23 protein-coding genes are annotated in these 26,477 nt (G+C 30.7%); 19 read left to right on the plus strand and 4 right to left on the minus strand.

Annotation, left to right across the window (positions count from 1 at the left end; translation table 11 throughout):
• Position 1: 1 nt before the first annotated feature.
• Positions 2-1,168 (plus strand): iron-containing alcohol dehydrogenase, encoded by a 1,167-nt coding sequence (locus G4D72_RS10955; RefSeq protein ID WP_166077741.1) that lies wholly within the window; start codon positions 2-4, stop codon positions 1,166-1,168.
• Positions 1,169-1,309: 141 nt separating this feature from the next.
• Here the strand turns inward: G4D72_RS10955 and G4D72_RS10960 are convergent, their stop codons facing one another.
• Positions 1,310-2,197, minus strand: coding sequence for a nicotinic acid mononucleotide adenyltransferase (locus tag G4D72_RS10960; RefSeq protein WP_166077743.1), 888 nt, complete (start codon positions 2,195-2,197; stop codon positions 1,310-1,312).
• 500 nt (positions 2,198-2,697) lie between these two features.
• On the opposite strand from G4D72_RS10960, the gene G4D72_RS10965 reads away from it, so the two are divergent.
• The 3 genes from G4D72_RS10965 (at position 2,698) to priA (ending at position 6,854) form a co-directional block, all read left to right on the plus strand.
• Complete coding sequence (locus tag G4D72_RS10965) at positions 2,698-3,693, plus strand: NAD(P)H-dependent glycerol-3-phosphate dehydrogenase (protein ID WP_166077744.1); 996 nt, start codon at positions 2,698-2,700, stop codon at positions 3,691-3,693.
• A 234-nt stretch (positions 3,694-3,927) separates the two neighbouring features.
• The gene (locus G4D72_RS10970) at positions 3,928-4,302 is read left to right on the plus strand and encodes a hypothetical protein (protein ID WP_166077745.1); all 375 of its coding nucleotides are present in this window, start codon (positions 3,928-3,930) and stop codon (positions 4,300-4,302) included.
• A gap of 110 nt (positions 4,303-4,412) precedes the next feature.
• On the plus strand, positions 4,413-6,854 hold the full coding sequence (gene priA, locus G4D72_RS10975; RefSeq protein WP_166077746.1) for a replication restart helicase PriA: 2,442 nt from the start codon (positions 4,413-4,415) through the stop codon (positions 6,852-6,854).
• 97 nt (positions 6,855-6,951) lie between these two features.
• Here the strand turns inward: priA and G4D72_RS10980 are convergent, their stop codons facing one another.
• Positions 6,952-7,650 (minus strand): LytR/AlgR family response regulator transcription factor, encoded by a 699-nt coding sequence (locus G4D72_RS10980; RefSeq protein ID WP_166077747.1) that lies wholly within the window; start codon positions 7,648-7,650, stop codon positions 6,952-6,954.
• Positions 7,651-7,814: 164 nt separating this feature from the next.
• Here G4D72_RS10980 and rpsF point away from each other — a divergent pair, with 164 nt between their 5' ends.
• The 6 genes from rpsF (at position 7,815) to G4D72_RS11010 (ending at position 12,911) form a co-directional block, all read left to right on the plus strand.
• Positions 7,815-8,156, plus strand: coding sequence for a 30S ribosomal protein S6 (gene rpsF / locus G4D72_RS10985; RefSeq protein WP_166077748.1), 342 nt, complete (start codon positions 7,815-7,817; stop codon positions 8,154-8,156).
• Positions 8,157-8,158: 2 nt separating this feature from the next.
• The gene (gene rpsR, locus G4D72_RS10990; RefSeq protein WP_166077749.1) at positions 8,159-8,443 is read left to right on the plus strand and encodes a 30S ribosomal protein S18; all 285 of its coding nucleotides are present in this window, start codon (positions 8,159-8,161) and stop codon (positions 8,441-8,443) included.
• Positions 8,444-8,505: 62 nt separating this feature from the next.
• Entirely contained in the window at positions 8,506-8,949 is a 444-nt protein-coding gene (gene rplI / locus G4D72_RS10995) for a 50S ribosomal protein L9 (protein ID WP_166077751.1), read from the plus strand.
• 91 nt (positions 8,950-9,040) lie between these two features.
• Positions 9,041-9,517 (plus strand): DUF6495 family protein, encoded by a 477-nt coding sequence (locus G4D72_RS11000; RefSeq protein ID WP_166077752.1) that lies wholly within the window; start codon positions 9,041-9,043, stop codon positions 9,515-9,517.
• A gap of 1 nt (position 9,518) precedes the next feature.
• Positions 9,519-11,510, plus strand: coding sequence for an NAD-dependent DNA ligase LigA (ligA, locus tag G4D72_RS11005; RefSeq protein WP_166077753.1), 1,992 nt, complete (start codon positions 9,519-9,521; stop codon positions 11,508-11,510).
• Between the two features lie 672 nt (positions 11,511-12,182).
• A complete protein-coding gene (locus tag G4D72_RS11010) occupies positions 12,183-12,911 on the plus strand; it encodes a hypothetical protein (RefSeq protein ID WP_166077754.1) in 729 nt (242 codons plus the stop codon).
• Here G4D72_RS11010 and G4D72_RS11015 read toward each other — a convergent pair.
• Both G4D72_RS11015 and G4D72_RS11020 read right to left on the minus strand, forming a co-directional pair.
• Positions 12,898-13,815, minus strand: coding sequence for a bifunctional metallophosphatase/5'-nucleotidase (locus G4D72_RS11015; RefSeq protein WP_166077755.1), 918 nt, complete (start codon positions 13,813-13,815; stop codon positions 12,898-12,900). The genes G4D72_RS11010 and G4D72_RS11015 overlap by 14 nt on opposite strands.
• 10 nt (positions 13,816-13,825) lie before the next feature.
• Positions 13,826-14,608 carry a 5'-nucleotidase C-terminal domain-containing protein gene (locus G4D72_RS11020; protein WP_166077756.1) on the minus strand — a complete coding sequence of 261 codons (783 nt, stop codon included), beginning with the start codon at positions 14,606-14,608 and terminating at the stop codon, positions 13,826-13,828.
• A gap of 46 nt (positions 14,609-14,654) precedes the next feature.
• On the opposite strand from G4D72_RS11020, the gene G4D72_RS11025 reads away from it, so the two are divergent.
• From G4D72_RS11025 to G4D72_RS11065, 9 genes are all read left to right on the plus strand, one after another.
• A complete protein-coding gene (locus tag G4D72_RS11025; RefSeq protein WP_166077757.1) occupies positions 14,655-15,173 on the plus strand; it encodes a DUF6913 domain-containing protein in 519 nt (172 codons plus the stop codon).
• 1 nt (position 15,174) lies between these two features.
• Positions 15,175-16,053, plus strand: coding sequence for a 4-hydroxy-tetrahydrodipicolinate synthase (gene dapA / locus G4D72_RS11030; protein WP_166077758.1), 879 nt, complete (start codon positions 15,175-15,177; stop codon positions 16,051-16,053).
• An 84-nt stretch (positions 16,054-16,137) separates the two neighbouring features.
• Entirely contained in the window at positions 16,138-16,944 is an 807-nt protein-coding gene (locus G4D72_RS11035) for an outer membrane protein assembly factor BamD (RefSeq protein ID WP_166077759.1), read from the plus strand.
• 8 nt (positions 16,945-16,952) lie between these two features.
• Positions 16,953-17,267 (plus strand): DNA-directed RNA polymerase subunit omega, encoded by a 315-nt coding sequence (locus G4D72_RS11040; RefSeq protein WP_091312562.1) that lies wholly within the window; start codon positions 16,953-16,955, stop codon positions 17,265-17,267.
• Between the two features lie 15 nt (positions 17,268-17,282).
• The gene (gene coaBC, locus G4D72_RS11045) at positions 17,283-18,494 is read left to right on the plus strand and encodes a bifunctional phosphopantothenoylcysteine decarboxylase/phosphopantothenate--cysteine ligase CoaBC (protein ID WP_166077760.1); all 1,212 of its coding nucleotides are present in this window, start codon (positions 17,283-17,285) and stop codon (positions 18,492-18,494) included.
• Positions 18,484-19,371: a type IX secretion system protein PorD gene (gene porD, locus G4D72_RS11050; RefSeq protein WP_166077761.1), complete on the plus strand. Its 888-nt coding sequence runs from the start codon at positions 18,484-18,486 to the stop codon at positions 19,369-19,371. The genes coaBC and porD overlap by 11 nt, the downstream gene beginning before the upstream one ends.
• Before the next feature lies 1 nt (position 19,372).
• Positions 19,373-21,025 carry a DNA repair protein RecN gene (gene recN / locus G4D72_RS11055; protein WP_166077762.1) on the plus strand — a complete coding sequence of 551 codons (1,653 nt, stop codon included), beginning with the start codon at positions 19,373-19,375 and terminating at the stop codon, positions 21,023-21,025.
• A gap of 55 nt (positions 21,026-21,080) precedes the next feature.
• The gene (gene fabV, locus G4D72_RS11060; protein ID WP_166077763.1) at positions 21,081-22,271 is read left to right on the plus strand and encodes an enoyl-ACP reductase FabV; all 1,191 of its coding nucleotides are present in this window, start codon (positions 21,081-21,083) and stop codon (positions 22,269-22,271) included.
• Positions 22,272-22,431: 160 nt separating this feature from the next.
• A complete protein-coding gene (locus G4D72_RS11065) occupies positions 22,432-26,337 on the plus strand; it encodes a T9SS type A sorting domain-containing protein (RefSeq protein WP_166077764.1) in 3,906 nt (1,301 codons plus the stop codon).
• The last annotated feature ends 140 nt before the right edge of the window (positions 26,338-26,477 follow it).

Raw genomic sequence — 26,477 nt, forward strand, 5'->3', positions numbered from 1 at the left:
TATGTTAAATTTCGAATTATACAATCCAGTTAATTATGTCTTTGGAAAAGGACAGACTGAAAAATTAGCTTCTTTAATTCCTGCAAATGCAAAGGTGCTTTTAGCTTATGGTGGTGGAAGTATTTTTAAAAATGGTGTGCATGCACAAGTTACAGAAAACTTAAAAGGTTTTGAAGTTGTTGAATTTGGCGGAATTGAACCAAATCCACGTTTTGAAACTCTAATGAAAGCAGTTGAAATTATTCGTAATGAAAAAATCACATTTATTTTAGCTGTTGGTGGTGGTAGTGTAATTGATGGCGTGAAATTTATTTCTGCAGCGGTAAATTACCAAGGTGATGCAGCAGAAATTTTAAGAAAAAGAATTCTATTTACAGATGTTTCGCAAGTCATTCCTTTTGGAACGGTATTAACTTTGCCTGCTACAGGTTCTGAAATGAATTCTGGAGCTGTTGTAACAATAAATGCGACTCAAGAAAAATTAACTTTAGGTGGAAGTGCTTTGTTTCCAAAATTTTCAATCGTTGATCCAACTGTTATTACATCATTACCTAAAAAGCAATTGCAAAATGGAGTAGTAGATGCTTTCACTCACGTAATGGAGCAATATTTGACTTATACACATGACGCACTTTTACAAGACCGAATTGCTGAAAGTATTTTACAAACTTTAATTGAAATTGGTCCTGATGTAGTAGAAAATCCAAGCGATTATAAATTGGCTTCTAATTTTGTTTGGAGTGCAACCATGGCCTTAAACGGATTGATTCAAAAAGGGGTTCCTTCCGATTGGGCAACGCACATGATTGGACACGAATTAACAGCTTTATACGAAATAGATCACGCCAGAACATTGGCAATTATTGGTCCGAATTTATACCGTGTGATGTTTGAAACTAAGAAAGATAAATTGGCACAATATGGCAAAAGAGTTTGGCACATCGAAGGAAATTCAACCGAAGAAATTGCAGAGCAAGCGATCGAAAAAACAGTTGCTTTTTTCCATACTATGGGAATGAAAACCAAACTTTCAGAAAATACAGAAGATTATGCTAAAACAGCCGACTTTATCGTAAATCGTTTTGAAGAAAGAGGTTGGAAAGCAATGGGTGAAAAACAAAACATTACTTTAGAAAAAGTAAGAGAAATTGTTGAATTGAGCTATTAAGAAAAAGTAAAAGGTAAAAAGGCAAAGGAAAAAAGTTGTCCAGTTCAATTTTACAAAAAATTAAAGGCACAATAGCAAAATAAAAAAAGCGTCATCGAATTACTTCTTTGACGCTTTTTACAAACTAAACTAAACTACTAACTATTTTTTAACCATTGTTACTGGTGTTAAATTTGTTTTGGTTCTTGAAGCTGCATTTCTCATAATCGGAATAAAGCCTCTTCCTACAAATTCATATGTTGTGCCACTTGCAATGTGGTATAATCTTATTCTTCCATCATTAATTACAGTGATGTTAAATCCTTCGTAATCATTTGTATTATAATACAGATTCAATTTTTTGGTGTAATTATTTCCAGCAACATTTTGAATGTTATAACTTCCCGTGTAATCCCAATAAATGTTATTCACATTTCCTATCATATAATCTTGTGAAGAACGGAACGTATCGTTACTACCAATCACAAATTTCAGATAATTTTCAGCATCAAATGCATTCGGATTTCCAGTTGCACTAGTGTACACTTTTTCCCATGCTACATATTCTTGTAAGAAATAATGCATGTTGTCGTAAAACACTCTATCATAATCAAAAGAACTTCTCTGATAACCTATCAAATAGTATGCCGTATTTGTATAAGGATCAATTAATTTAATTTCATTTCTAGAAATCTGATAAACATCTAACTCATAAAAACCATAAATATTGTGATAAACTCTAATAGAATTTGAAGTATAATCACAGTATCCAATATTTATTCCAAAACCATTTCCTGTACTTCCAATTCCAACTAAATTATTATTGGCTAATACATCGCCACCTAAAAAAGAAATTGTAAATGCTTTTGATAAAAAGGGAACTTCTCCGTTTCCAGTCGTCATATTATAATCTACATACCATAAATCATAACTTTCCATTAATTCAGGTAAACTTATGTTATCCTGATAATCATTTATCACCACATCTGTAGTACAAGATTGTAAAGAAAAGAGTGAAATAAATGTCACTAAAAGTAATTTTGCTTTCATAATTTATAATTTTAATTGTTTGTGGTAAATTATGTTATCGCTTTTTTTATTTGTGCAAACTTTTTATGGTAGCGATTTCATAATAAATAATTTTAAGGTTATGAAGTGTAATTCAATTGCCGTGCCAAAAAAGTTGTATTCACAACTCATTAACAAGTTTTTTAAAAAACAATAGCAATAACTACAGGAATTTCAATGATAATTTCAATTTTTATTATAATTTCAGATTTAAACTTTATTTTGTTTAAACACAGATTACATAAATTATTAAAATCGGTTTAATCTTTCATACTGGTTCCTATAAATTGCTTTTTGACATTGTTTTTGCTATTGAATTTTTTCTTTCTATTCCTAAAGAATTTTGATATTGTTTTTTGCTGTTGTTATTGATAATAAATTTTGTCATTGTTATTGAATTTTTATCATTGCTATTGATTTTTGCTATTGATTTTGCATATTGCCATTGAAAAGTGTATTTTTGAGGTTCATTATTTTTGAATATGGAAAACAATAAAAAATTCGCAGTTATAGGTGGTGGAAGTTGGGCAACAGCTATTGCAAAAATGCTATGTGAAAACCAAGAAAAAATTGCTTGGTATATGCGAAGTACTTACGCTTTAGAACATTTAAAACACCAAAAACACAATCCGAATTATTTGAGTTCGGTAGCTTTTGACACCAATAAATTGCAATTGACCAACGATATTAACGAAGCTATAAAATTTGCGGATGTTATTATTTTTGCTATTCCATCTGCGTTTTTAAGTGGTGAATTAGAAAAAATGACGGAATCTTTGGAAGGAAAAACTATTTTTTCAGCCATAAAAGGTATAGTTCCAGAAACTAGTTTAATTGTAGGAGAACATTTTCATCACAAATTTAATATTCCATATGAAAATATTGGAGTCATCACCGGACCTTGTCATGCTGAAGAAGTAGCGCTAGAACGTTTATCCTATTTAACAATTGCTTGTTCCGATAAAGAAAAAGCAAAATATTTAGCTAAAAATGTTTCTTCTTATTACATCAAAGCCAAAACCTCAGATGACATTGTTGGAACGGAATATGCAGCAGTTTTAAAAAATATCTATTCCATTGCGGCTGGAATTGCACATGGTTTAGGTTATGGAGATAACTTCCAAGCGGTTTTAATGAGTAATGCCATTCGCGAAATGAAAAAATTCATTAAAAAAGTACATAAAATGAAACGCAATATTAACGATTCTGCTTATTTGGGCGATTTGTTAGTCACAGGATATTCTGTATTTTCAAGAAACAGAATGTTTGGTAATATGATAGGGAAGGGCTATACCGTTAAATCTGCTCAAATGGAAATGAGTATGGTAGCTGAAGGCTATTACGCGGTAAAAAGTGCTTACAATTTAAACTTGGAATACAAAGCTAAAACACCAATCATTGACGCTGTTTACCAAATTTTATATGAAGGAAAAGATGCGAAAGCAGTATTTAATAAATTAACGGAGAAGTTGGATTAGTTAAAGAGCCAAGTGAAAAGAGCCAAGTAAAAAGACCCAAGTAAAAAGAGCTAAGTGAAAAGAGCCAAGTAAAAAGAGCCAAGTAAAAAGAGTCAAGTAAAAAGAGCCAAGTAAAAAGAGTCAAGTAAAAAGAGCCAAGTAAAAAGGCAAAAGTTAAAAGTTTAGCTTGTCATTTAGACTTTTGGAGAAATCTATTAATCTTGGGAGGTTTATTTAAATATGATAAATGGTATAATGAGTTTTAAAGATTTAAAAAAAAATAATAATCTTGCTATTTTAGTATTTTTACTTTTTAACATAACCCTAATTTACGATTTATTTTTTTCAAAAGAGTTTTTTTTAGAAGGTATATTTGTTATAGGAATAGTTGTATTATCATTGATAAAAATTGCTTCAAACTTTTTTTATTTAAAAATTCATAAGTATTTCTTGTATTTTCTTAATATTTTTATTATTTTATTACAAGTATTTTTTTTTATTTTTTTATCAATTCTTTTATTTGGTTATGGTTTTTCAGGTAAAACAATTCATTTAGTTTGGTATTCTGCAGTCATTCTGAATTCAATCATGTTAGTTTTAACAATTAAAGAAATACAAAGAATAAAATGATTATCAATCCTATAAAATTATTAGTGATTATGTGATTTCTCCTTTTGGTCAAAATGACAAGATTGTAAAAACCTTTAATCCATAGCTAAGAATCTACTAACCCATTTCAAATGCACTTCATCAACGTAATTCTTCCTTTAAATCTTGATAAAACGTTTACGTATTCCGTAAATGTGGAAGAATACAAGTTTTTGAAACCTGGTATGCGAGTTACCGTTCCGTTTGGAAAAACAAAAGTGTATACGGCTTTAGTTGTGGAAAAGCACACCAATCCACCAGAATTATATGAAGCGAAAGAAATCAGTCAAATTATTGATGAAGTTCCAATTGTAAACGACATTCAACTGAAACATTGGAGTTGGATTGCCTCATATTATATGTGTTCGATTGGAGAAGTTTTTAAATCCGCGTTGCCTTCTGGATTGATTTTAGAAAGTGAAACGATGATTTCTTCTTCGCATACGGATGCAGATAAAACATTAGCTACAGATGATGAATTTTTGGTGTTAGAAGCCTTAGAAAATAAATCTTCGATTACAATTTTAGAAATTTCTCAAATCTTAAATAAGAAAAATGTAATTCCAATTATTCAAAGTTTGCTAGCCAAAGGTTTGCTTACCATGCAAGATGAGGTTCAAGATACTTATAAACCTAAGTTGGTGAAATACATCAAGCTACAAGATGCATTTTTACAAGCAGAAAAATTACAAGAATTATTAGAGATTTTAGGAAAAGCCAAAAAACAAAAAGAGATTGTTTTGTCGTATTTTCAATTGCAAGCGACAGAAAAAAAGCCAATTCCTGCAAAATTATTAATCGAAACTTCTGGTGTGAGTGCTGCGGTGATTAAATCGTTAGTAGATAAACAAATTTTCGAAGAATATTATATCAATATAGATCGGGTTTCCTTTGAAAAAGAAGCCGATTATGAAATTCATTTAAGCGAATCTCAAGCCATAGTTTTAGATAGTATTAAAGAAAAATTCCAACAGTTTGATGTCAATTTATTGCATGGTGTAACTGCTTCAGGTAAAACAGAAGTTTATATTAAACTTATTGAAGAATTTTTACAAAAAGATAAACAAGTTTTGTTTCTGTTGCCAGAAATAGCTTTAACTACACAATTAGTGCAGCGTTTATCGGCCTATTTTGGAAATCAAATTGCGGTTTTTCATTCGAAATACAATTCTAATGAACGGGTTGAGGTGTATAATCATGTCTTGCAAAACTCTGAAAATGCCAAAGTTGTTTTAGGGGTTCGAAGTGCTTTGTTTTTACCTTTTTCCAACTTAGGTTTGATTGTGGTTGATGAAGAACATGAAGCCACATATAAACAGCAAGATCCAGCGCCACGTTATCATGCCAGAGATGCGGCAATAGTTTTAGCAAAATTTCACAATGCCAAAGTGTTATTAGGAAGTGCTACGCCAAGTTTAGAATCGTATCATAACGCGAAAACCAATAAATACGGTTTAATCGAATTGTTTACTCGATTTAATAACGTGGTTTTGCCAGAAATTCATTTAATAGATTTAAAAGACAAATATTTCCGCAAACGAATGGATGGTCATTTTTCCGATGAACTATTGGAAAGAATGCACGAAACTTTAGCGAATAATGAACAAATTATGTTGTTTCAAAATCGCCGAGGCTATTCACCGTATATTGAATGTACGACTTGCGGACATGTGCCTCAATGTCCAAGTTGCGATGTAAGTTTGACGTATTACAAATATAAAAATCATCTAAAATGCCATTATTGCGGTCACAGTATTGCAAAACCAACCCATTGTCACGCTTGTAATTCGTTAGATATTTCTGCAAAAGGTTTCGGTACAGAACAAGTCGAATTGGAATTGATAAAACTTTTTCCAAACAAGCGAATTGCTCGAATGGATCAAGATACTACACGAGGTAAATTTGCTTTTGAAAAAATGATTGATGCCTTTAAAAATCAGGAAATTGATATTTTAGTGGGTACGCAAATGTTGGCCAAAGGATTAGATTTTGAAAACGTGACATTAGTCGGCATTCTAAATGCGGATAATTTATTAAATCAACCTTACTATCGAGCTTATGAACGTGCCTATCAAATGATGGTGCAAGTGGCTGGTCGTTCAGGAAGAAAAGCAAAAAAAGGAAGTGTGGTTATTCAGACTTACAATCCGATGCACAATACCATTCAGCAAGTGGTGCATAACAATTATGTAGCGATGTTTAACGAACAATTATATGAAAGACGTAATTTTCAATATCCACCATATTTCCGTTTGTTGCAAATTCGATTAAAGCATAGAGATTATGAAAAGCTTCGTGAAGGTTCAACTTGGTTATATAATGTATTAAAGCAACAAATTGCGGTTCCTATTTTAGGTCCGGAAGAGCCAGCAATTAATAGAATTCGAAATGAGTACATTCGAACTATTCTTATCAAGATCCCGAATAATGCGAACCTGATACATACAAAAAAACTCATCAAAAGGGCATTGATGAGCTTTGAGGCGACTTCGCAATATCGTTCAATAAAAACTACAATTAATGTAGATTATTAAATTTTTATAGCTTTCAGTTTGTCAATCTGAATTGGTTTCAGATTTTTCTCCTTTAAATTCAATTCAAAAACAAATTCAAAATGAAAAAGCATTAAATTTAATAATTTTCTAAAATAGTTATTATTTCTTCTTTTTTATTTCTACTTAACGGAATTTTTTCTCCATCAATTTCAACTTGCTTACTGTTAAAGCGTTCTACTTTATCTAAATTGATAATATATGATTTATGAATTCTTAAAAAATTATCTTTAGGAAGTTCTGTTTCAAAGGCTTTCATTGTGGATAGTACTAAGTGTGTGTCTTCATAAGTCACCACTTTTATATAATCGCCAAAAGCTTCCACCCATTTAATATGAGAAGTATAAATTTTTATTTTTTTGAGATTACTTTTGATAATTAAATGTGGTCCATGATCATCATGAATTTGATCATGTTTTAATTGGTGCATTTCTAGTGCTTTTTTTACAGAAACTAAAAAACGTTCTTTTTTTATGGGTTTTTGTAAAAAATCTAAGGCAGAATATTCAAAAGCTTTTACAGCATAATCAGCTTTAGATGTGATAAAAACAATTAAAGGTTTTATTTTTAGTCCGTCTAATAAATCGAAGCCGGTAATATGTGGCATTTCAATATCTAAGAAAATTAAATCTACATTATTGTTGGTAATGTAACTTTTGGCTTCTAATGCATTCGAGAAATCACCTCCTAATCTTAAATTAGCATGTTCAGAAATTAGTTTTGCAATGGTAATTCGCTGAATTGAACTGTCATCTACAACAATGGTATTTAATTTCATAAGTAAAAATTGACTAGATAGTTTTTTTTTTAGTTTTGTTTAACACGTAAAAATATGTAAAAAAAATACAACTAACTAATATTGTGATAAAAAAAATACTTTTTATGAATTTGTTAGTTTCATTAAAATGTTTATCTTTGCACCCAATTTAAAAATAATTACAAATGAAAAATTACGAAACTGTTTTCATTTTGAATCCCGTTTTATCTGATGTTCAGGTAAAGGAAACAGTAAGCAAATTTGAAGATTTTCTTACTTCTAAGGGTGCTAAAATGGTATCAAAAGAGGATTGGGGCTTAAAAAAATTAGCCTATGAAATCCAACACAAAAAAAGTGGTTTTTACCATTTATTTGAATTCCAGGCTCCAGCTGAATTAATCATTTCGTTAGAAACTGAATTCAGAAGAGATGAAAGAATCATGAGATTCTTAACTGTTTCTTTAGACAAACATGCCATTTCTTGGGCGGAAAGAAGAAGAGAAAAATTAAAAACTAAAGGTAACTAATTATGTCTATAGCTAGTGGAAAAAAAGAAGGAGATATCAGATATCTTACTCCTTTAAATATTGATACAAACAAGCAAAAAAAATATTGTCGTTTTAAAAAATCAGGCATCAAGTATGTAGATTATAAAGATGGTGACTTTTTATTAAAGTTTGTGAATGAGCAAGGTAAAATTTTACCAAGACGTTTAACTGGAACTTCTTTGAAATTTCAAAGAAAAGTATCTGTTGCTGTTAAAAGAGCGCGTCATTTAGCTTTAATGCCTTACGTGGCGGATTTATTAAAATAATATTAATCATTTGTTGTTCCGATGGTATCGGGACTAACTTATAAAATAAAAAGGACAACAAAATGGAACTAATTTTAAAACAAGACGTTCAAAATTTAGGTTTTAAAGATGATATCGTAACTGTAAAAAACGGATACGGGCGTAACTTTCTAATCCCACAAGGTGCAGCTATTTTAGCTACTTCTTCTGCAAAAAAAGTTTTAGCTGAAAACTTAAAACAAAAAGCTCACAAAGAAGCTAAAGTTGTGGCAGATGCAAAAGCAACTGCTGAAGCAATTAAAGCTTTAGAGATAAAAATTACTGCAAAAGCTGGTGGTGAAAAATTATTCGGTTCAATTTCTAATGCAGATATCGCGCAAGCTCTAGAAGCTAACGGACAAACAATTGATAGAAAATTCATTACTTCTGGTATTGTTAAAAGAACAGGAAAATACAATGCAACTATTCGTTTACACAGAGAAGTTATCATTGAATTACCTTATGAAATTGTAGCTGAAAAAGCATAATTTTATTTAAAATATTTCTTTAAAAAGCGTTGCAATTGCAACGCTTTTTTTATTTTTACGAAACCTTATACTTTGAAATTAATATCTGTAAATGAAATATACACGCTTGACCAAAGAACAACTTGAAGAACTTCATCCTGAGTTTAGTAATTTTTTAGCTGCCCAAACTATAGACAAAAAAGAATGGGACGATTTAAAAATCAATAAACCAGAAATTGCTTTACAAGAAATTGATGTTTTTTCCGATTTAATTTGGGAAAAAGCCATTACGAACGTGCGTTTTATTGATCATTTTTCTAAAAATCATATTTTTCTGTTTAAATGTCATGACGAACTTTTAGAATCATTGATTATTCAAACGTCTAATGAAGCAATTGATTTTTTCACTACTGAAGGTTTAGAATGGTTAGGAAATAATTTATTCAGCAATTTTGTGGTCATTCAAACCGGAAAAAAAGTAGTTTCAGAAAATCGAAATGAAGAAGTTTTTAAAATTATTCAAAATGGTGGAATTATTAGTAAAGGTGAATTATATAGCAAACTTATGGCATTAATAAAAGTATCGTAATATGACTGTTTTAGAAACCATTCAAGCATTAAGAGCAGAGTTAAATGTACATAATCATAATTATTATGTATTGGATAATCCTACAATTTCCGATTTCGATTTCGATACTAAACTAAAACAATTACAAGATTTAGAAGCAGACAATCCACAGTTTTTTGATGAGAATTCTCCATCGCAACGTGTTGGTGGATCGATCACAAAAAATTTCAATACGGTTGAACACGAATTCAGAATGTATTCTTTAGACAATTCGTATTCTAAAGAAGATTTATTAGATTGGCAATCTCGTTGTCAGAAAATTTTAGGTGATGTTTCTTTAGAATTTACTTGTGAATTGAAATACGATGGCGCTTCAATAAGTATCACCTATGAAAATGGAAAATTAGTTAAAGCTGTAACTCGTGGAGATGGTTTTAAAGGTGATGACGTTACGAATAACATCAAAACGATAAAGTCTGTTCCGTTACAATTAAATGCAGGTTTTCCTGATAAATTTGAAATTCGTGGTGAAATAATTTTACCTTTTTCAGGTTTCGAAAAAATGAATCAAGAATTATTAGAAATTGGTGAAACACCATATGCTAATCCAAGAAATACGGCTTCTGGAAGCTTAAAATTGCAAGATAGCGCTGAAGTTGCTAAACGCCCTTTAGAATGCTTATTATATAGTATGATTGGAAATAATTTACCAATAAATTCTCAATATGAAGGTTTAGAATTATCTCGAAAATTAGGATTTAAAGTTCCGAATGAAAGTAAATTAGCCAAAAGCATCGATGAAGTTTTTGAATTTATTGCTTATTGGGACAAACATCGTCATAATTTACCATATGAGACCGATGGTGTTGTGGTAAAAATAAACAACATTCATTTCCAAGAAGAACTTGGTTATACAGCAAAATCGCCTCGTTGGGCCATGGCTTATAAGTTTAAAGCAGAACAGGTGAGTACCATTTTACAATCTATTTCTTATCAAGTTGGACGAACTGGTGCTATCACTCCTGTTGCAAATCTGGAACCAGTACAATTAGCAGGAACAGTAGTAAAACGAGCTTCTTTGCATAACGCAGATCAAATTGCAAAATTAGATATTCGTATTGGCGATGAAGTTTTTGTAGAAAAAGGTGGAGAAATTATTCCAAAAATTATCGGAGTAGCTAATCGAGGAAATCAAGAAAATCCTACCGTTTATATTACTACTTGTCCAGAATGTAACACAGAATTGATTAGAAGTGAAGGTGAAGCGAATCATTATTGTCCAAACTTTTATGGTTGTCCACCTCAAATTATTGGTAGAATACAGCATTTTATTTCTCGAAAAGCAATGGATATAGATGGTTTAGGTGGCGAAACTGTAGCTTTACTCTATCATGCAGGTTTAGTGAAAAATTATGCCGATTTATACGATTTGAAAAAAGAACAAGTGGTTGTATTGGATAGAATGGCCGATAAATCTGCAGATAATCTGATTTCAGGTATAGAAAAATCTAAACAAATTAGTTTTGAAAGCGTTTTATATGCTTTAGGAATTCGCTATGTTGGCGAAACCGTAGCGAAAAAATTAGCCAAACATTATAAAAATATAGACAACTTAGCAAAAGCCGATTTATTAGATTTAGTAACAGTTGATGAAATAGGTGAACGAATTGCACAAAGTGTGATGGATTTCTTTCAGAACTCAGAAAATCAGATAATCATAAATAGATTAAAAGAAGTTGGAGTTCAGTTCGAGCATAATGAGGTTTCTACTTCAGTTTCTAATGCTTTGCAGGGAAAAATATTTGTGGTTTCAGGTGTCTTTGAAGTTTTTTCTCGAGATGACTTAAAAAAAGCAATTGAAGATAATGGTGGAAAAGTTGGAAGTTCTATTTCTGCTAAAACCAATTATGTAATTGCAGGAGCTAATATGGGACCCGCCAAATTGGAAAAAGCGAAACAATTAAAAATTGAAATAATTGATGAATATCAATTTCAAAAAATGATTAATGGGTAAGAAAAGTGTTTTATATGCTTTTATAGTTGTTTGTATTTTATATTTTTTCTCCTCACTTTTGGAGTTAGATGGTTTAGAACTGCTTACAAGGCCTTTAATTTTACCTCTTCTCTTGTTTTTTTATTTGAAGAGTGCTAAAAAAAAGTATCAAAAGCGAGTAGTATTTAGTTTTGTTTTTTACTTTTTAGCAGAAATATTAACAACAATTGATTCAAAAAAGTACTATTTGATTTCTATTTTCTGCTTTTTAATTCCATACACGACATTATTGTTTTATGTTACAAAAGACTTAATGCTGCTTATAAAAATAAAAGGGTTTAGTAAATTTAATTTTGCTATTTTTTTTATTATTGGTTTCTTTATTTATTTGTATGTAAGTATCAATTTGATTTTAGATATAAAAACGTCATTTGAAAAATTGCTTTTGTATTTTTATGGATTGGTTTTGTTGTTTTTAGGTGTTTTTGCAACGGCAATGTATCTTATTAAAAATTCATTATTAAGTGTTTTTTTAATATTAACTGTGTTAACTTATATAGTTTCGGATATTTTTTATATTTTCATTATAAAAATCGAATCTAATTTTGCGTTTAGAGCTATAGTTTTAATATCACAATTGTTGTCTTATTATTTTTTTGTAACTTACTCATTAATAAAGATAAAAGGTAAATAATGAAAAAGAATATTCAGAGTTTATTAAAACGAGATTTAGAAGTTATCCCTTTAATAGCCTATTTTGTATTTTATATTCTATATCTTTTTTTCGAAAGAATTTTAGAATTACAAGATTATGCCGTAATTATAAAGCCAATAATTATACCTATTATTGTTTTTTTATATGTGATTAATCCAAACAGTAAAAAATCTATATTAAGTATTTTTTTGTTAGTGCTTTTGTTTATTACCGATAATTCATCGCTTTTGGAAATTCGATCTATTTATGTTTATTCGATGGTAACTTACATGATTACAGTTTTTATTCTTCTGTATTATGCTGTTTTAGATATGAAACTTTTACAAAGAATGAAATTTGAACGTTCTCATATCGATAAAATTTTTAGCTTAATTCTCTTTTCAACTTTAGTATTTTGGCTATTTTTTTATTCTCCAAAACAAAAATCTGGAGAAAAATTTATAGTATACGAATACTTAATTATCTTTTCGCTACTGTTTATATGTAGTTTGTTAAATTTTATTCAGTTGAAAACCAAAAAAACAAAGTATTTACTTTTATCTATTTTATGTTGGTTATTTTCAGATTTATTTTTTTCTATTCATCACTATTATAACGGACACGATATTTATAAATATTTAATTTGTCTCGTAGAAATTCCTATTTATTATTACCTATTAAAATATTTATTAAAAAGGGATGAAGAAGAAAAAATTACTGAACAATAATATTTTTCTCTTGACTAATATATTTAGAATCGTCGCTAAGATAAAAGTCAATTCGCCCTAAATTTATTCCATAAGCTCCAACTTGATTGACAACTACTTGTTTTCCAGCTTTGTTAGTTTTTATTATTGGTTTGTCTAAAAACGTGTGTGTATGACCTCCAATTATTAAATCGATATCTTGTGTTAAAGCGGCTAATTTGATATCAGAAGGTTTATCTGCTTCGTTTTTATAATCGAAACCTAAATGCGATAAACATATAATTAAGTCACATTTCTCCGTTTCTTTTAATTGTTTGGTAATGTCTGTGGCAATTTCAATAGGATTATTGTAAATCGTTTCTTTATAGAGATTTTTATCCACTAATCCTTCTAGTTGAACACCTAAGCCAAAAACACCAATTTTAATTCCTTCTTTGATGAAAACTTTATATGGCTTAACAATTCCATCTAATTTAGTGTTTTTAAAATCATAATTGGCAGAAACAAATTCAAAGTTCGCATGTGGTAACTGTGCGTAAAATCCATCAATACCATTATCAAAATCATGATTTCCCATAGTGGCTAAATCGTATTTCATCATACTCATTAGCTTGAATTCTAGTTCTCCACCATAATAATTAAAATAGGGAGTACCTTGAAAAATATCTCCAGCATCTAAAAGTAAAACGTTGGTTTCTTCTTTTCTAATTTTTTCAATTAAGTTGGCGCGTCTTGCCACACCACCCATAGCGGGATTTCTTGGATGATTGTCTGGAAATGGATCGATATGACTGTGAACGTCATTCGTATGTAGAATGGTTATTTTTCGTTCTTTAGTTGTAGTAAAACTGGTTAAAGAAACACCACTAAGACTTATTAAAGCTGAAGTTGCAGCTGTTTTTTTTATAAAAGTTCTTCTTTGCATAATTTCAATTTTATTCTTTAATAATTCTTTGTAAGTTAGAGGGTTCAATGGTTTTGTATTTATAAAAATAATCAATCAACACATTTCTAATTTTATAGTTTAAGTCGAAAACACCTTCATTCTTTAAGAAAAAGGTCATGTTGTCACCACCATTTGCCAAATAATCTGAAGTAGCAACGTAATAGGTCTTTGAAGGATTAATAACTTCTTCCTTAAAAAGAATTTTAATAATTTGATTGTCTTTGTTTATAACGATTTTTAAACCATTTAACGGATGTGGTTTTTTTTCTGTAATGATATGTTGAGCCATTGCTTTTATTTGTTCACCTTTTAATGCTACGACAATAAGGCTGTTTTCAAATGGCATCACTTCAAAAGCGTTGCGTTTAGTAATGTTACCTTTCGGTATTATAGAACGAATACCGCCACTATTTAGAAGTACAATATCGATGGACTTGTTTTGTTGTTTTAAAAAAACCGGATTTGCCAATTCCATACAAGCATCTGCCATAAAATTACCAATATTAGATTGCCATTCGCCTTTACTTTTATCTAATGTTTCTGGAGAAAATGAAAGTACACTATCTAAATCGTTATTAATATGTTCTCTATATGGAAGAATAAATGATTCTATTGCTTGATTTTTTTCATATGAGGCATTTACTTCTATTTTTTTTCCTTCAATTAAATAGGTTCGTGTCGCATTCGTTTTACAAGAAAGTACACTCAATAATGTTAAAGTTGTAACAAAAATTGTGTAAAGCGAATTAGTATTTTTACTTTTGAATGTCATATATTTAGTTTGATTACATTAAATTTGTGAACGAAGTAAAGTTACAATGATTTCTAAAATAATAAAGGATTTTTTTCTTAAAAGAAAAGTAAATAGAAAGTTAGCTAATTATCAATTGCAAATGTCTGAAGACAAGATTGTTAGTATTGGTGTGCTAATTGATGCAAATTATTTTTCAAATCAAGAAGCATTAATTTCCGAAATTGAAGCACAAGGAATCAAAAGAGAAAACATTGAAATTTTATCTTTTGTTAATAAAAACAAGAAAACTTTATTAGAAAAGTTTGATTATTTTTTTAGAAAAGATATTACTTTGGGTGGTTTATTTAAAAGTGAAAGAGTAACTAATTTTATCAATAAAAATTTCGATTTATTAATAAGTTATTATGATGTTCAAAATCCAACTTTGCTCTTGGTTACAAAAGGATCTAAAGCAAAATTTAAAGTTGGTTTTCATACCATAGATAAAAGGATACATCATTTATCTATAAATACAATTGTTGAAAATTATTCGGAATTTATTTCGGAATTATTCAAATATTTAAAAATATTAAAAAAAATATAAAATGCAAGCATTAATAGGAACGGGAGTGGCTTTGGTTACGCCTTTTAAAAAAGATTTTTCAGTTGATACGGAAGCACTAACTAAAATTACTAATTATGTTATAGAAGGCGGAGTAGAGTATCTGGTTATTTTAGGAACTACTGCAGAAAGTGCAACACTTTCAACAGATGAAAAAGCACTAGTTATCGCTACAATTGTAGAAGCAAATAACGGTAGAGTACCAATGGTGTTAGGTGTTGGTGGGAATAATACTGCAGAAGTAGTACACGAGTTGAAAACTAAAGATTTGTCTAAGTTTACCGCTATCTTATCGGTTTCTCCATATTATAATAAGCCAACCCAAGAAGGTATTTATCAACACTTTAAAGCTGTTGCTGAAGCATCGCCAATTCCAATCATTCTTTATAATGTTCCTGGAAGAACTGCTAGTAATATGTTGCCAAGTACCGTAATCAGATTGGCTAACGATTTTAAAAATATTGTTGGTATAAAAGAAGCGGCTGGTGATATTGTACAAGCTATGAAGTTAATTCAGGCCAAACCTGATGGTTTTTTAGTGATTTCTGGAGACGATATGATTACATTACCGATGGTTTTAGCTGGTGGTGCTGGAGTTATTTCTGTTATTGGTGAAGGTTTTCCTAAAGAATTTTCCGAAATGGTACGTTTAGGATTAAATAAAAAAGTAGCAGATGCTTATAAAATCCATTACAAATTAGCAGAATCTATCGACATGATTTTTGAGCAAGGAAATCCTGCTGGAATTAAAGAAGTCTTTAAACATATAGGTTTATCCGAAAATACAGTACGATTACCACTAGTTCAAGTTGATGAAAATCTATCGCAAAGACTGTCGGATTTTATTAAAAAATTAGTTTAAAAAATCTTTTTTGTAAAACATAAAAATATACCTACCTTTGCAGTTGCTTTTTAATTGCGATAAAGGCACAAAGTGATATCAACTATGAACAAATTTATATATTTACTTTTAGTACTTTTTACATTATCATCATGTAGTAACTATCAAAAAGCTATGAAATCTGATGATGTGGAATTTAAAACAAAAGTTTTTACAACTCAAATTGAGAAAAAGAAATACAATAAAGCCATTAGACTTTTCGAACAATATGCAGGTTCATACAGAGGAAAACCTCAAGCCGAAGCTGCCTTTTTAAATTACGCTAAAGCTTTATATGCAACAAGACAGTATATTACTGCTGCTTATCAGTTTGAAAGTTTTGCCAGTAGTTATCCAAAAAGTGCCGATGCAGAAGAAGCTGCTTTTTTAGCTGCAGAATGTTATAGTAAAGTTTCTCCTGTTTTTAGTTTGGATCAGGTAGATACAGACAAAGCATTAACTAAAATTCAAGCATTTGCAAATAAGTATCCTAATTCTCAATATTTACCAAAAGCAAATGAAATTGTAAAGGTATTAACAGATAAACTTGAACTTAAAGCCTTTGAAATCGCCAAACAATATAATACAATAGGCGAATTTACTAGAGATTATAATGCAGCAATCAAAGCACTAGATAATTTTGTATATAATTATCCAGGTTCAAAATATAAAGAAGATGCACTCTTTTATAAGTATGATGCTATGTACAAATTAGCGATGAACAGTGTACCTTCAAAAAAACAAGAAAGATTAATTTCTACTAAATCGTTTTATCAAAGTTTAGTGAAATTTAAAGCAGATACCAAGTATTTAGAGCAATCTAATAAAATGCTTGAAGCCGTAGAAAAAGAATTGAAACAATATACAAATTAATCATTATTATGGATTTAAAGAAAACAAATGCTCCAGTTAACACTATAACTTATAACAAAAGTGTAATAGAAGAACCAACTGGTAATGTATATGAAGCAATTACTATAATAGCACGTAGAGCAAATCAAATTAATTCTGAAATTAAAAAAGAATTATTAGATAAGTTAGACGAATTTGCTACTTATAATGATAGTTTAGAGGAAGTTTTCGAAAATAAAGAACAAATTGAAGTTTCTAAATATTACGAAAAGTTACCTAAGCCACATGCTTTAGCTGTTCAAGAATGGTTAGAGGATAAAATTTATCATAGAGATACTAAATAATTTAAACTTATATTAATGTCTGTTTTAAACGGTAAAAATGTTTTGCTAGGCGTTTCTGGCGGAATTGCAGCTTATAAAACAGCCTCATTAGTAAGACTTCTTATAAAAGCAGGTGCACATGTACAAGTTGTCATGACACCTGCTTCTCTTGATTTTGTTACTCCGTTAACATTATCAACCCTTTCTAAAAATCCAGTTTATAGTACTTTTTATAATGAAGAAGAGGCAAATGCTACTTGGAACAATCATGTAGAATTAGCACTTTGGGCAGATTATATGCTAATTGCTCCTGCAACAGCAAACACATTATCTAAAATGGCCTCTGGAACTTGTGATAATTTACTAATGGCAACTTATTTATCTGCAAAATGCCCCGTATATTTTGCTCCAGCAATGGATTTAGATATGTACATTCATCCTACAACTAAAATCAATTTCGATAAATTACAAAGTTTTGGAAATACTATAATTCCCGCTGAAAGTGGTGAATTAGCTAGTGGTTTAAGTGGTGAGGGAAGAATGGCAGAACCAGAAAATATCATTCAATTTATTGAAAAAGATTTAGAAAGTAAATTACCTTTAAAAGGAATAAAAGTCTTAATAACTGCTGGGCCAACTTATGAAGCTATTGATCCTGTTCGTTTTATAGGAAATCATTCATCAGGAAAAATGGGATTTGATATAGCTACAGCTGCTGCCAATTTAGGTGCTGAAGTAGTTTTAGTATCTGGTCCAACTCATTTGCAAATGAAACATAATTTGGTTCATTTAATCCGAGTAACATCTGCAGATGAAATGTACGAAGTATGTCATCAACACTATGAAAGTTCAGATGTAGCTATTGCAGCTGCTGCGGTTGCAGATTATAAGCCAAAAAATATAGCTACACAGAAAATAAAAAAGACAGAAACTACGTTTACTATAGAGTTAGAAAAAAATAAAGATATTTTATTATCTTTAGGTCAGTTAAAAAAACATCAGTTTTTAATTGGCTTTGCTTTGGAAACTGAGAATGAGATTGATAATGCTAAAATTAAAATTGAAAAAAAGAATTTAGACTTAATTGTTTTGAATTCATTAAATGATAAAGGTGCTGGTTTCGGAAAACCAACTAATAAGGTAACTTTTATCGATAAAGATTTTAATATATTTGAAAATCCATTAAAATCTAAAGAGTTAGTAGCAGAAGATATTGTTAACCTAATTGTAAAAAAATATGCGAATTAAATTTTTAATAATATGCATTTTATGTGTTTTTACTGCAACTTCGCAAGAATTAAATGCCATTGTTTCGATGAATACAGATCAGGTAACCAACGTAAATACGCAGATTTTTAAAAATTTAGAAAAACAAATTTTCGATTTCCTAAATAATACAAAGTTTTCAAATAAAGAAGTAGTAAAGAATAATGAAAAAGTAAATTGTTCTTTTTTCTTTATTGTAAATAAGTTTGAATCTAATAATTTTGAAGTAACTCTTCAAGTTAATTCCACCCGTCCAGTTTTTAATTCGACTTACACAACTCCAATTATTAATATTAATGATAAAGAAGTTAGTTTTAAATATATCGAATTTGAGAATTTAATTTATGATCAAAATTCTTTTACTTCTAATTTAGTGTCAGTTTTATCTTTTTATGCGAATATAGTTTTAGCATCCGATGCTGATACTTTTTCAGATAAAGGCGGTACGGAGTTTCTTGAAACTGCTTTTAATATTGCTAGTGTAGCACAATCAAGTGGATTTTCTGGTTGGGTACAAACTGGAAAAAAAACAAATCGATATAATCTAATTTCAGATTTAATGTCTGCTACTTTTGATTCATACAGAGAAGCCTTATATATTTATCATATTAGAGGTTTAGATGTAATGGCCGATGATTTGAAGACAGGAAAAATTCAAATAGGAAGTGCCATTCAAACTTTATTAGATTTACATAAAGTAAGACCAAATTCACTTTTAGCAAGAACATTTTTTGATGCTAAAACAGATGAAATTGTTTCCGTTTTTAGTGCCGGACCAGTTATTGATGTTTCAAAAATAAAAGATAATTTGGCTACAATTTCTCCGTTAAATTCTTCTAAATGGAATAAAATAAGGTAATATGCTTTTATCTTTAACAGTTCAAAATTACGCTTTAATAGAACAGCTTAATATTAATTTCACCGATCAGTTTGCTACCATTACTGGAGAAACTGGTGCGGGAAAATCTATTTTGTTAGGCGCTTTAGGTTTGATAATGGGTAATCGAGCCGATTTATCTTCTCTAAAAGATAAAGAAAAAAAATGTGTGGTAGAAGCTAATTTTGATATTTCAAAATACAATTTAAAAACTCTTTTCGAAGCCAATGATCTAGATTATGAAGATACTACGATAATTCGAAGAGAAATTTTACCTTCTGGTAAGTCTCGCGCTTTCATTAATGATACGCCTGTTAATTTATCAGAACTTCAAATTTTAGCTGAAAATCTAATTGACATACATTCTCAGCATCAAACTCGTGAATTAGAACAACAAAATTATCAGATTTCCATCTTAGATGCCATTGGATCCAATTCAGAAAATTTAAAAGAATATGCTGTTTTATTGTCTGATTTCAAACAAAAATCTAAAGAACTAGAACAAGCAATAAATGAAAAAAATGCTTTGTTTACAGCTCAAGAATACAATTCTTATTTATTAAATGAGTTGATTCAAGTAGGATTACAACCGAATGAACAATCGGAATTAGAAGAAGAATTGTTAAGTTTGAATAATTCGGAACTAATCAGCGAAACTTTAAGTAAATTGGTTTCATGTGCTAATGAAGAGCAATTCGGCTTTATAAATGCCTTGAAAGATTGTAAAAGTGCTTTGCATAAAATCGCAACTTTTTCAACGTCTTATTCAGAATTATACGAAAGATTAAATTCGAGTTTAATTGAATTAGAAGACATTGCCGATACAAGTTTTAATTTAGCTGAGAAAAATATTTACAATCCAGAACGTTTAGATTTTATTTCAAACAGGTTGCAAACCATTTACGATTTACAAAAAAAACATCAAGTGGCTTCGATTGAAGCATTAATTGAAATCAGAAACCAACTGGATGAAAAAGTTCTATTAGTTGATAATTTAGAAGAAAAAATCAATAGCTTAAACGCCTATTTAAGTTCTAAAACTGTTGAATTAAACACAACCGCAAAAAAAATAACTGAGAATAGAAGCAAAGCGATTCCAGTATTTATAAATAAAATTTCTTCTATTTTGTTCGAATTAGGTATGCCTGATTCGCAATTTAAAATCGAATTAATGTCCTCTAATCAGTTCTTATCTAACGGAAAAGACGAATTAGAATTATTGTTTTCTGCTAATAAAGGAACAAGTTTAGGTTCATTTAAAAAAGTGGCTTCAGGCGGAGAAATGTCGAGAATTATGTTAGCTATAAAATCTGTTTTAGCGGATTTTTCTCAATTACCAACCATTTTATTTGATGAAATCGACACTGGAGTTTCAGGAGAAATTGCATTAAAAATGGGAGAAATTATGAGTAAAATGAGTATAAAGCGTCAAGTTTTTGCGATTACACATTTACCACAAATTGCCTCAAAAGGGACTACTCAGTATAAGGTTTCTAAAGCTACAATTGCTGATAATACTGTTTCTAAAATTGTGAAATTAACAAACGAAGAAAGAATTATAGAAATTGCCGAAATGTTGTCAGGTAAACAAATTACCGATTCTGCATTAACGCATGCAAAAACATTATTAAATTAAAATTTATACTTTTGTACTAGATTTAAAAAATACAACAACAATAAAAAATAAAATTATGATTATAGAACCAAGAATGCGCGGATTTATATGTTTAACAGCTCATCCACAAGGTTGTGCGCAAAATGTAAAAAATCAAATTGAATATGTAAAATCAAAAGGAAAAATTGAAGGTGCAAAAAAAGTCTTAGTGATTGGTGCTTCAACAGGTTTTGGTTTAGCTTCAAGAATTACTAGTGCATTTGGTTGTGATGCTGCTACAATTGGTGTTTTCTTTGAAAAAGAACCATCTGAAGGAAAAACAGCAACTCCAGGTTATTACAATTCTGCAGCATTTGAAATTGAAGCGGAAAAAGCAGGTTTATATGCTAAAAGTATCAATGGAGATGCCTTTTCAAATGAAATAAAGCAACAAACAATCGATTTAATCAAAAAAGATTTAGGTCAAGTTGACTTAGTTATTTACAGTTTAGCTTCTCCAGTTCGTATGCATCCAACAACAGGAGTTTTACACCGTTCCACATTAAAACCAATTGGAGGAAAATTTACAAATAAAACTGTTGATTTTCATACAGGAAATGTTACTGAAGTTTCTATTGAGCCTGCAAATCAAGAAGACATAGACAACACTGTAGTTGTAATGGGTGGTGAAGATTGGTCTATGTGGATGAATGCTTTAAAAGACGCTGGAGTATTAGCAAATGATGCAATGACTTTAGCTTATTCATATATTGGACCTGAAGTTACAGAGCCAGTTTATAGAAAAGGAACAATCGGTCGTGCAAAAGATCATTTGGAAGCAACAGCTTTCGAAATTACAAAGCAATTAGAAGATGTAAATTGTAAAGCATACGTTTCTGTTAATAAAGCATTAGTTACTCAAGCAAGTTCAGCTATTCCAGTAATTCCATTATACATTTCGCTATTGTACAAAACAATGAAAGCAGACGGAATTCACGAAGGTTGTATTGAACAAATGCAACGTTTATACTCAGATAAATTATTCCATGGAAATGAAATTCCAACTGATGATAAAGGAAGAATAAGAATTGACGATTGGGAAATGCGCGATGATGTTCAAGCACAAGTTTCTAAATTATGGGAAGTTGCAACAACTGAAAATTTGTTAGAAATAGGTGATTTAGCTGGATACAAACAAGATTTTCTAAATTTATTTGGATTCGGCTTTGAAGGAGTTGATTATCAAGCAGATACAAATGAATTGGTATTTGTGCCTAGTATCAAATAACAAATTGTTATCTTAATGTTATAAAATCCCGCTTAGCGGGATTTTTTTTGCCTTTTATCGATATTTTTTACATTTTATCGATGAAATATGTTAATTATATTTATGGTGTATTTTTTTTTTGTTCATTTACAATTACTAAACAAATTTAAAACAAAAAATAATGAAAAAAATTACTTTATGGTTATTTGCCATTTTTGCAAGTTGGCAAATGTCAGGTCAAGTAGGTATTTTCCAGAATTTCGATGCTGGAACTGCCTTACCCACAGGATGGACCACTACTGGTGGAGGTTTTGTTAATGCTACAGAATCCTGTTCTGGTAACTCATTAGTTGATAACTTATATAGTTTTAGTACTACTGGAACTTTAGTTACTCCTAACCAAGTTGCAGGTTCTAATGGAACAGATTTAACAGTTTCATTCGACTATAAAATTGAAGATTGGAGCTCAACTACAGCAACCGGGCCAGGTTGGGGTAATATTCAAGTGCAATATTCTGTAAACAACGGCGGAGTTTGGACTACTTTTATGACAATTGATGATTCAAATCACGTAGTTGCAAATACTTGCGCTACGATGTCTACTATTATTCCTGCTGCAAGTGTGCCAAATGCTTCAGATGTTAGAATAAGATTTTTATTTACATGGGTGTCTGGTGATTATGATATCTATATAGATAATTTTTCAGCTACTCAAGTTACAACTTTACCTCCTTCTTGTACTGTTTTGTCTTCACCAGCAAATGGTGCTACAAACATTGCAAGTTCTACAATTTCTTGGAATGTTGCACCTGGAATTCCAACAGGTTACAGATTAAACGTAGGAACAACACCTGGTGGAACTAATATATTAAATTTATTTAATGCGGGTAACGTTACTACATATGATTTAGGGGCGTTAAATTCTGGTACAACTTATTATGTTACTGTAATACCTTATAATGCCAACGGAAATGCTACGGGATGTACAGAAAGTTCATTTACAACTTGTGGTGCTACTACAACCTATCCAAGTTTAGAAACTTTTACAACTTTCTTACCGAATGCATGTTGGTTAAGAGGAGATAATGGTGACTTAACTTCAGGTCCTGCAACTTTCGGATCTAATGGTTTTTATGCCGATGGTTTTGCTAATAATGGATTTACAGGTGCTTTCACTTACAATATTTTTGTAGCTTCAGCTAATGATTGGATAATCACACCTGAATATACAATTCCTGCTACAGGTTACGAATTAAAATTTGATGCAGCAGCTGTTAATTATAATGCAACAACAGAAGTAATAAACTGGGAATCAGATGATTTTGTTGAAGTTTTAGTGAGTACAACAGGTACTTCAAACTGGACAGTTTTATACACTTATAATGATACAAATGTTCCTTCTAATTTAGGTGAAGCTAACATCATCGATTTAGATGCTTATAGTGGACAAACGGTAAGATTCGCTTACAGAGTTGTTGAAGGTACTGCAGACGGTGCATCTGATATTGAATTTTCTATAGATAATTTCCAAGTTCGTTTGTCTCCAACTTGTCCAGACCAAACTGGATTAACTGTTGGAACCGTAACTGCAACTACAGCTGACTTTTCTTGGTCAGATTTAAGTGGCGATGGTGCTACAGGTTATGAATATGCTATTACAACTTCTGCTACACCACCAACTTCAGGAACAGCAACTACTGCACAAATATATGCAGCTACAGGTTTGTCTCCTCAAACAGTTTATTATATCCATGTTAGATCTTCATGTGCTGCTGGAAATTTTGGAAACTGGGCTACAGCGACATTTACTACAGCATGTGCTCCTATTACTACTTATCCTAGTTTAGAGCCATTTGCAACATTTTTGCCTAATCAATGTTGGTTAAGAGGTGATAATGGTGATTTAACAGCAGGTCCAGCTACTTTTGGAACAAATAATTTCTATGCTGATGGATTTAGAAATGTTGGTACAACAGGTTCTTTTGCATATAACATTTGGGTTGCAGCTGCAAACGATTGGATTATTTCTCCAGAATTTGCAATTCCAGCTACAGGTTATGAATTAAAGTTTGATGCAGCAGCTACTAATTTTAATGCAGGAACTGCAGTTACAAACTGGGAAGCTGACGATTTTGTTGAAGTTTTAGTTAGTACATCAGGTACAACTAACTGGATTGTATTAGACACTTATGATAGTTCAAATGTCCCTTCAAATTTAGGAGAATTAAATGTTCTTGATTTAGATGCTTACAGCGGTCAAACAGTAAGATTTGCATTTAGAGTAGTCGAAGGAACGGCAAATGGAACAGCAGATTTAGAGTTTTTTGTTGATAATTTTGAAGTTAGAATGACACCATCTTGTCCTGATCAAACAGGATTAACTGTTGGGACAGTAACTGCAACAACTGCAGACATTTCATGGGCAGATTTATCTGGTTCAGGTGCTCTTGGGTATGAATATGCTATTACAACATCTGCAACACCTCCAGCTTCAGGTACAGCTACTACAGCTCAAATTTTTGCAGCTACAGGTTTATCTCCTCAAACAGTATACTATATTCATGTTAGAGCTACATGTACTGCAGGTACTTTTGGTAACTGGGCAACTGCAACTTTTACAACGGCTTGTGCTCCAATTACATCTTTTCCTTGGACTGAAAATTTTGATAGTGTTACTATTCCTGGTTTTCCACCATGTTGGTCAGAACAAAATGGAGATTATCAAACTTCAAGTGATACTTTTAGTAATACACCGCGTTCAGGTGCAAACTATTTAAGAGATGCATTTTTTGCTTCAAATGAATTTATGTGGACTCCAGGTTTCGATTTAGTTGCTGGTACTTCATATGACTTCTCATCTTGGGTTCAAGGCGATGGTGGATCAGGTTGGATTGTAGACTATTTTGTGAATACTGCTCAAAATTCAACTGGTGCAACTCAATTAGGAGCTACATATAATGTTCCAGGTACAGGTACTTTAGCAATACAACCGTATGCACAAGTTACAAGATCTTTCGTGCCAGCTACAACTGGAACTTATTATTTTGCAGTTAGAGTGAATCAGCCAAGTTTTAGTCCTAATTATGTGGCTTTTGATGATTTCGAATTAAAATTATCTCCAGCTTGTCCAACTCCAAGTGCTTCCGCATCTGGTGTAACAGATGTTGCAGCAAATTTAACATGGACGGCTGTTCCAAGTGCAACTTTAGGATATGAGTATGTATTAGATAACGTTGCTACAGATCCTACGGGAGCTGGAACTTCTACAACTGCAACTACATTTGCAGCTAGTGGATTAACGCCTTTAACCACATATTATTTTCATATTCGTTCAGTTTGTGCTGCAGGTACATTCAGTTCATGGACAACTGTAAGTTTTACTACTTTAAATTCACCACCTGTAAATGATAATTTGTGTAATGCTACATTACTAACATTAGGTACTCCTACTGGAATCACAAATACATTAGTAGGAGCAACTGCTCAGACTTCTGAGCCAGTACCTTCTTGTTTCAATGGTGGAATTAATGGATCAGTTTGGTTTAGTTTTGTTGCTCCTTCTTCTGGATCTGTAGAAGTAAGTACAGATTTTGCTGGTGGAACTTTATTTGATGGTGATACTGAAATAGCAGTTTATGCTTCAAATGGAGTAAATTGTTCAGATTTGACAACGCTTGGAACTGCTTTAGGATGTGATCAAGATAGCGGAACTACTGTTAATTACAGTTCATTCTTATCTTTAACAGGATTAACATCTGGCGATACATATTATATTCAAGTTGATAGATGGGGAACTGCTACAGCAGGTACATTTGGAATTCAAGTTTCAACGGTACTTAACGCTGCTTCTTTTGACACAAACTCATTTGTGGCCTATCCAAACCCAGTAAAAGATATCTTAAACTTATCTTACAAAACAACAATTAGCAATGTTAGAGTTGTTAACTTGTTAGGGCAAGAAGTTTTAAATACTAAAGTAAATGCAAATGAAGTACAAGTAAATATGTCTTCATTAACAGCAGGTGCTTACGTTGTTAACATTACTGTTGAAGATACAGTACATACTATTAAAGTTATTAAAGAATAAATAATAATTTATGATAAATACAAAAGCCTCGTTAAAATCGAGGCTTTTTTTATAACATTTTCTCTATTTTTTTTGATTTTTATTTAAATTATTATAAAATATGGCAAAAAAACACTAAATTTAGCATTCACTAATCACTT

Source organism: Flavobacterium difficile, assembly GCF_011392115.1.
Taxonomy (GTDB): domain Bacteria; phylum Bacteroidota; class Bacteroidia; order Flavobacteriales; family Flavobacteriaceae; genus Flavobacterium; species Flavobacterium difficile.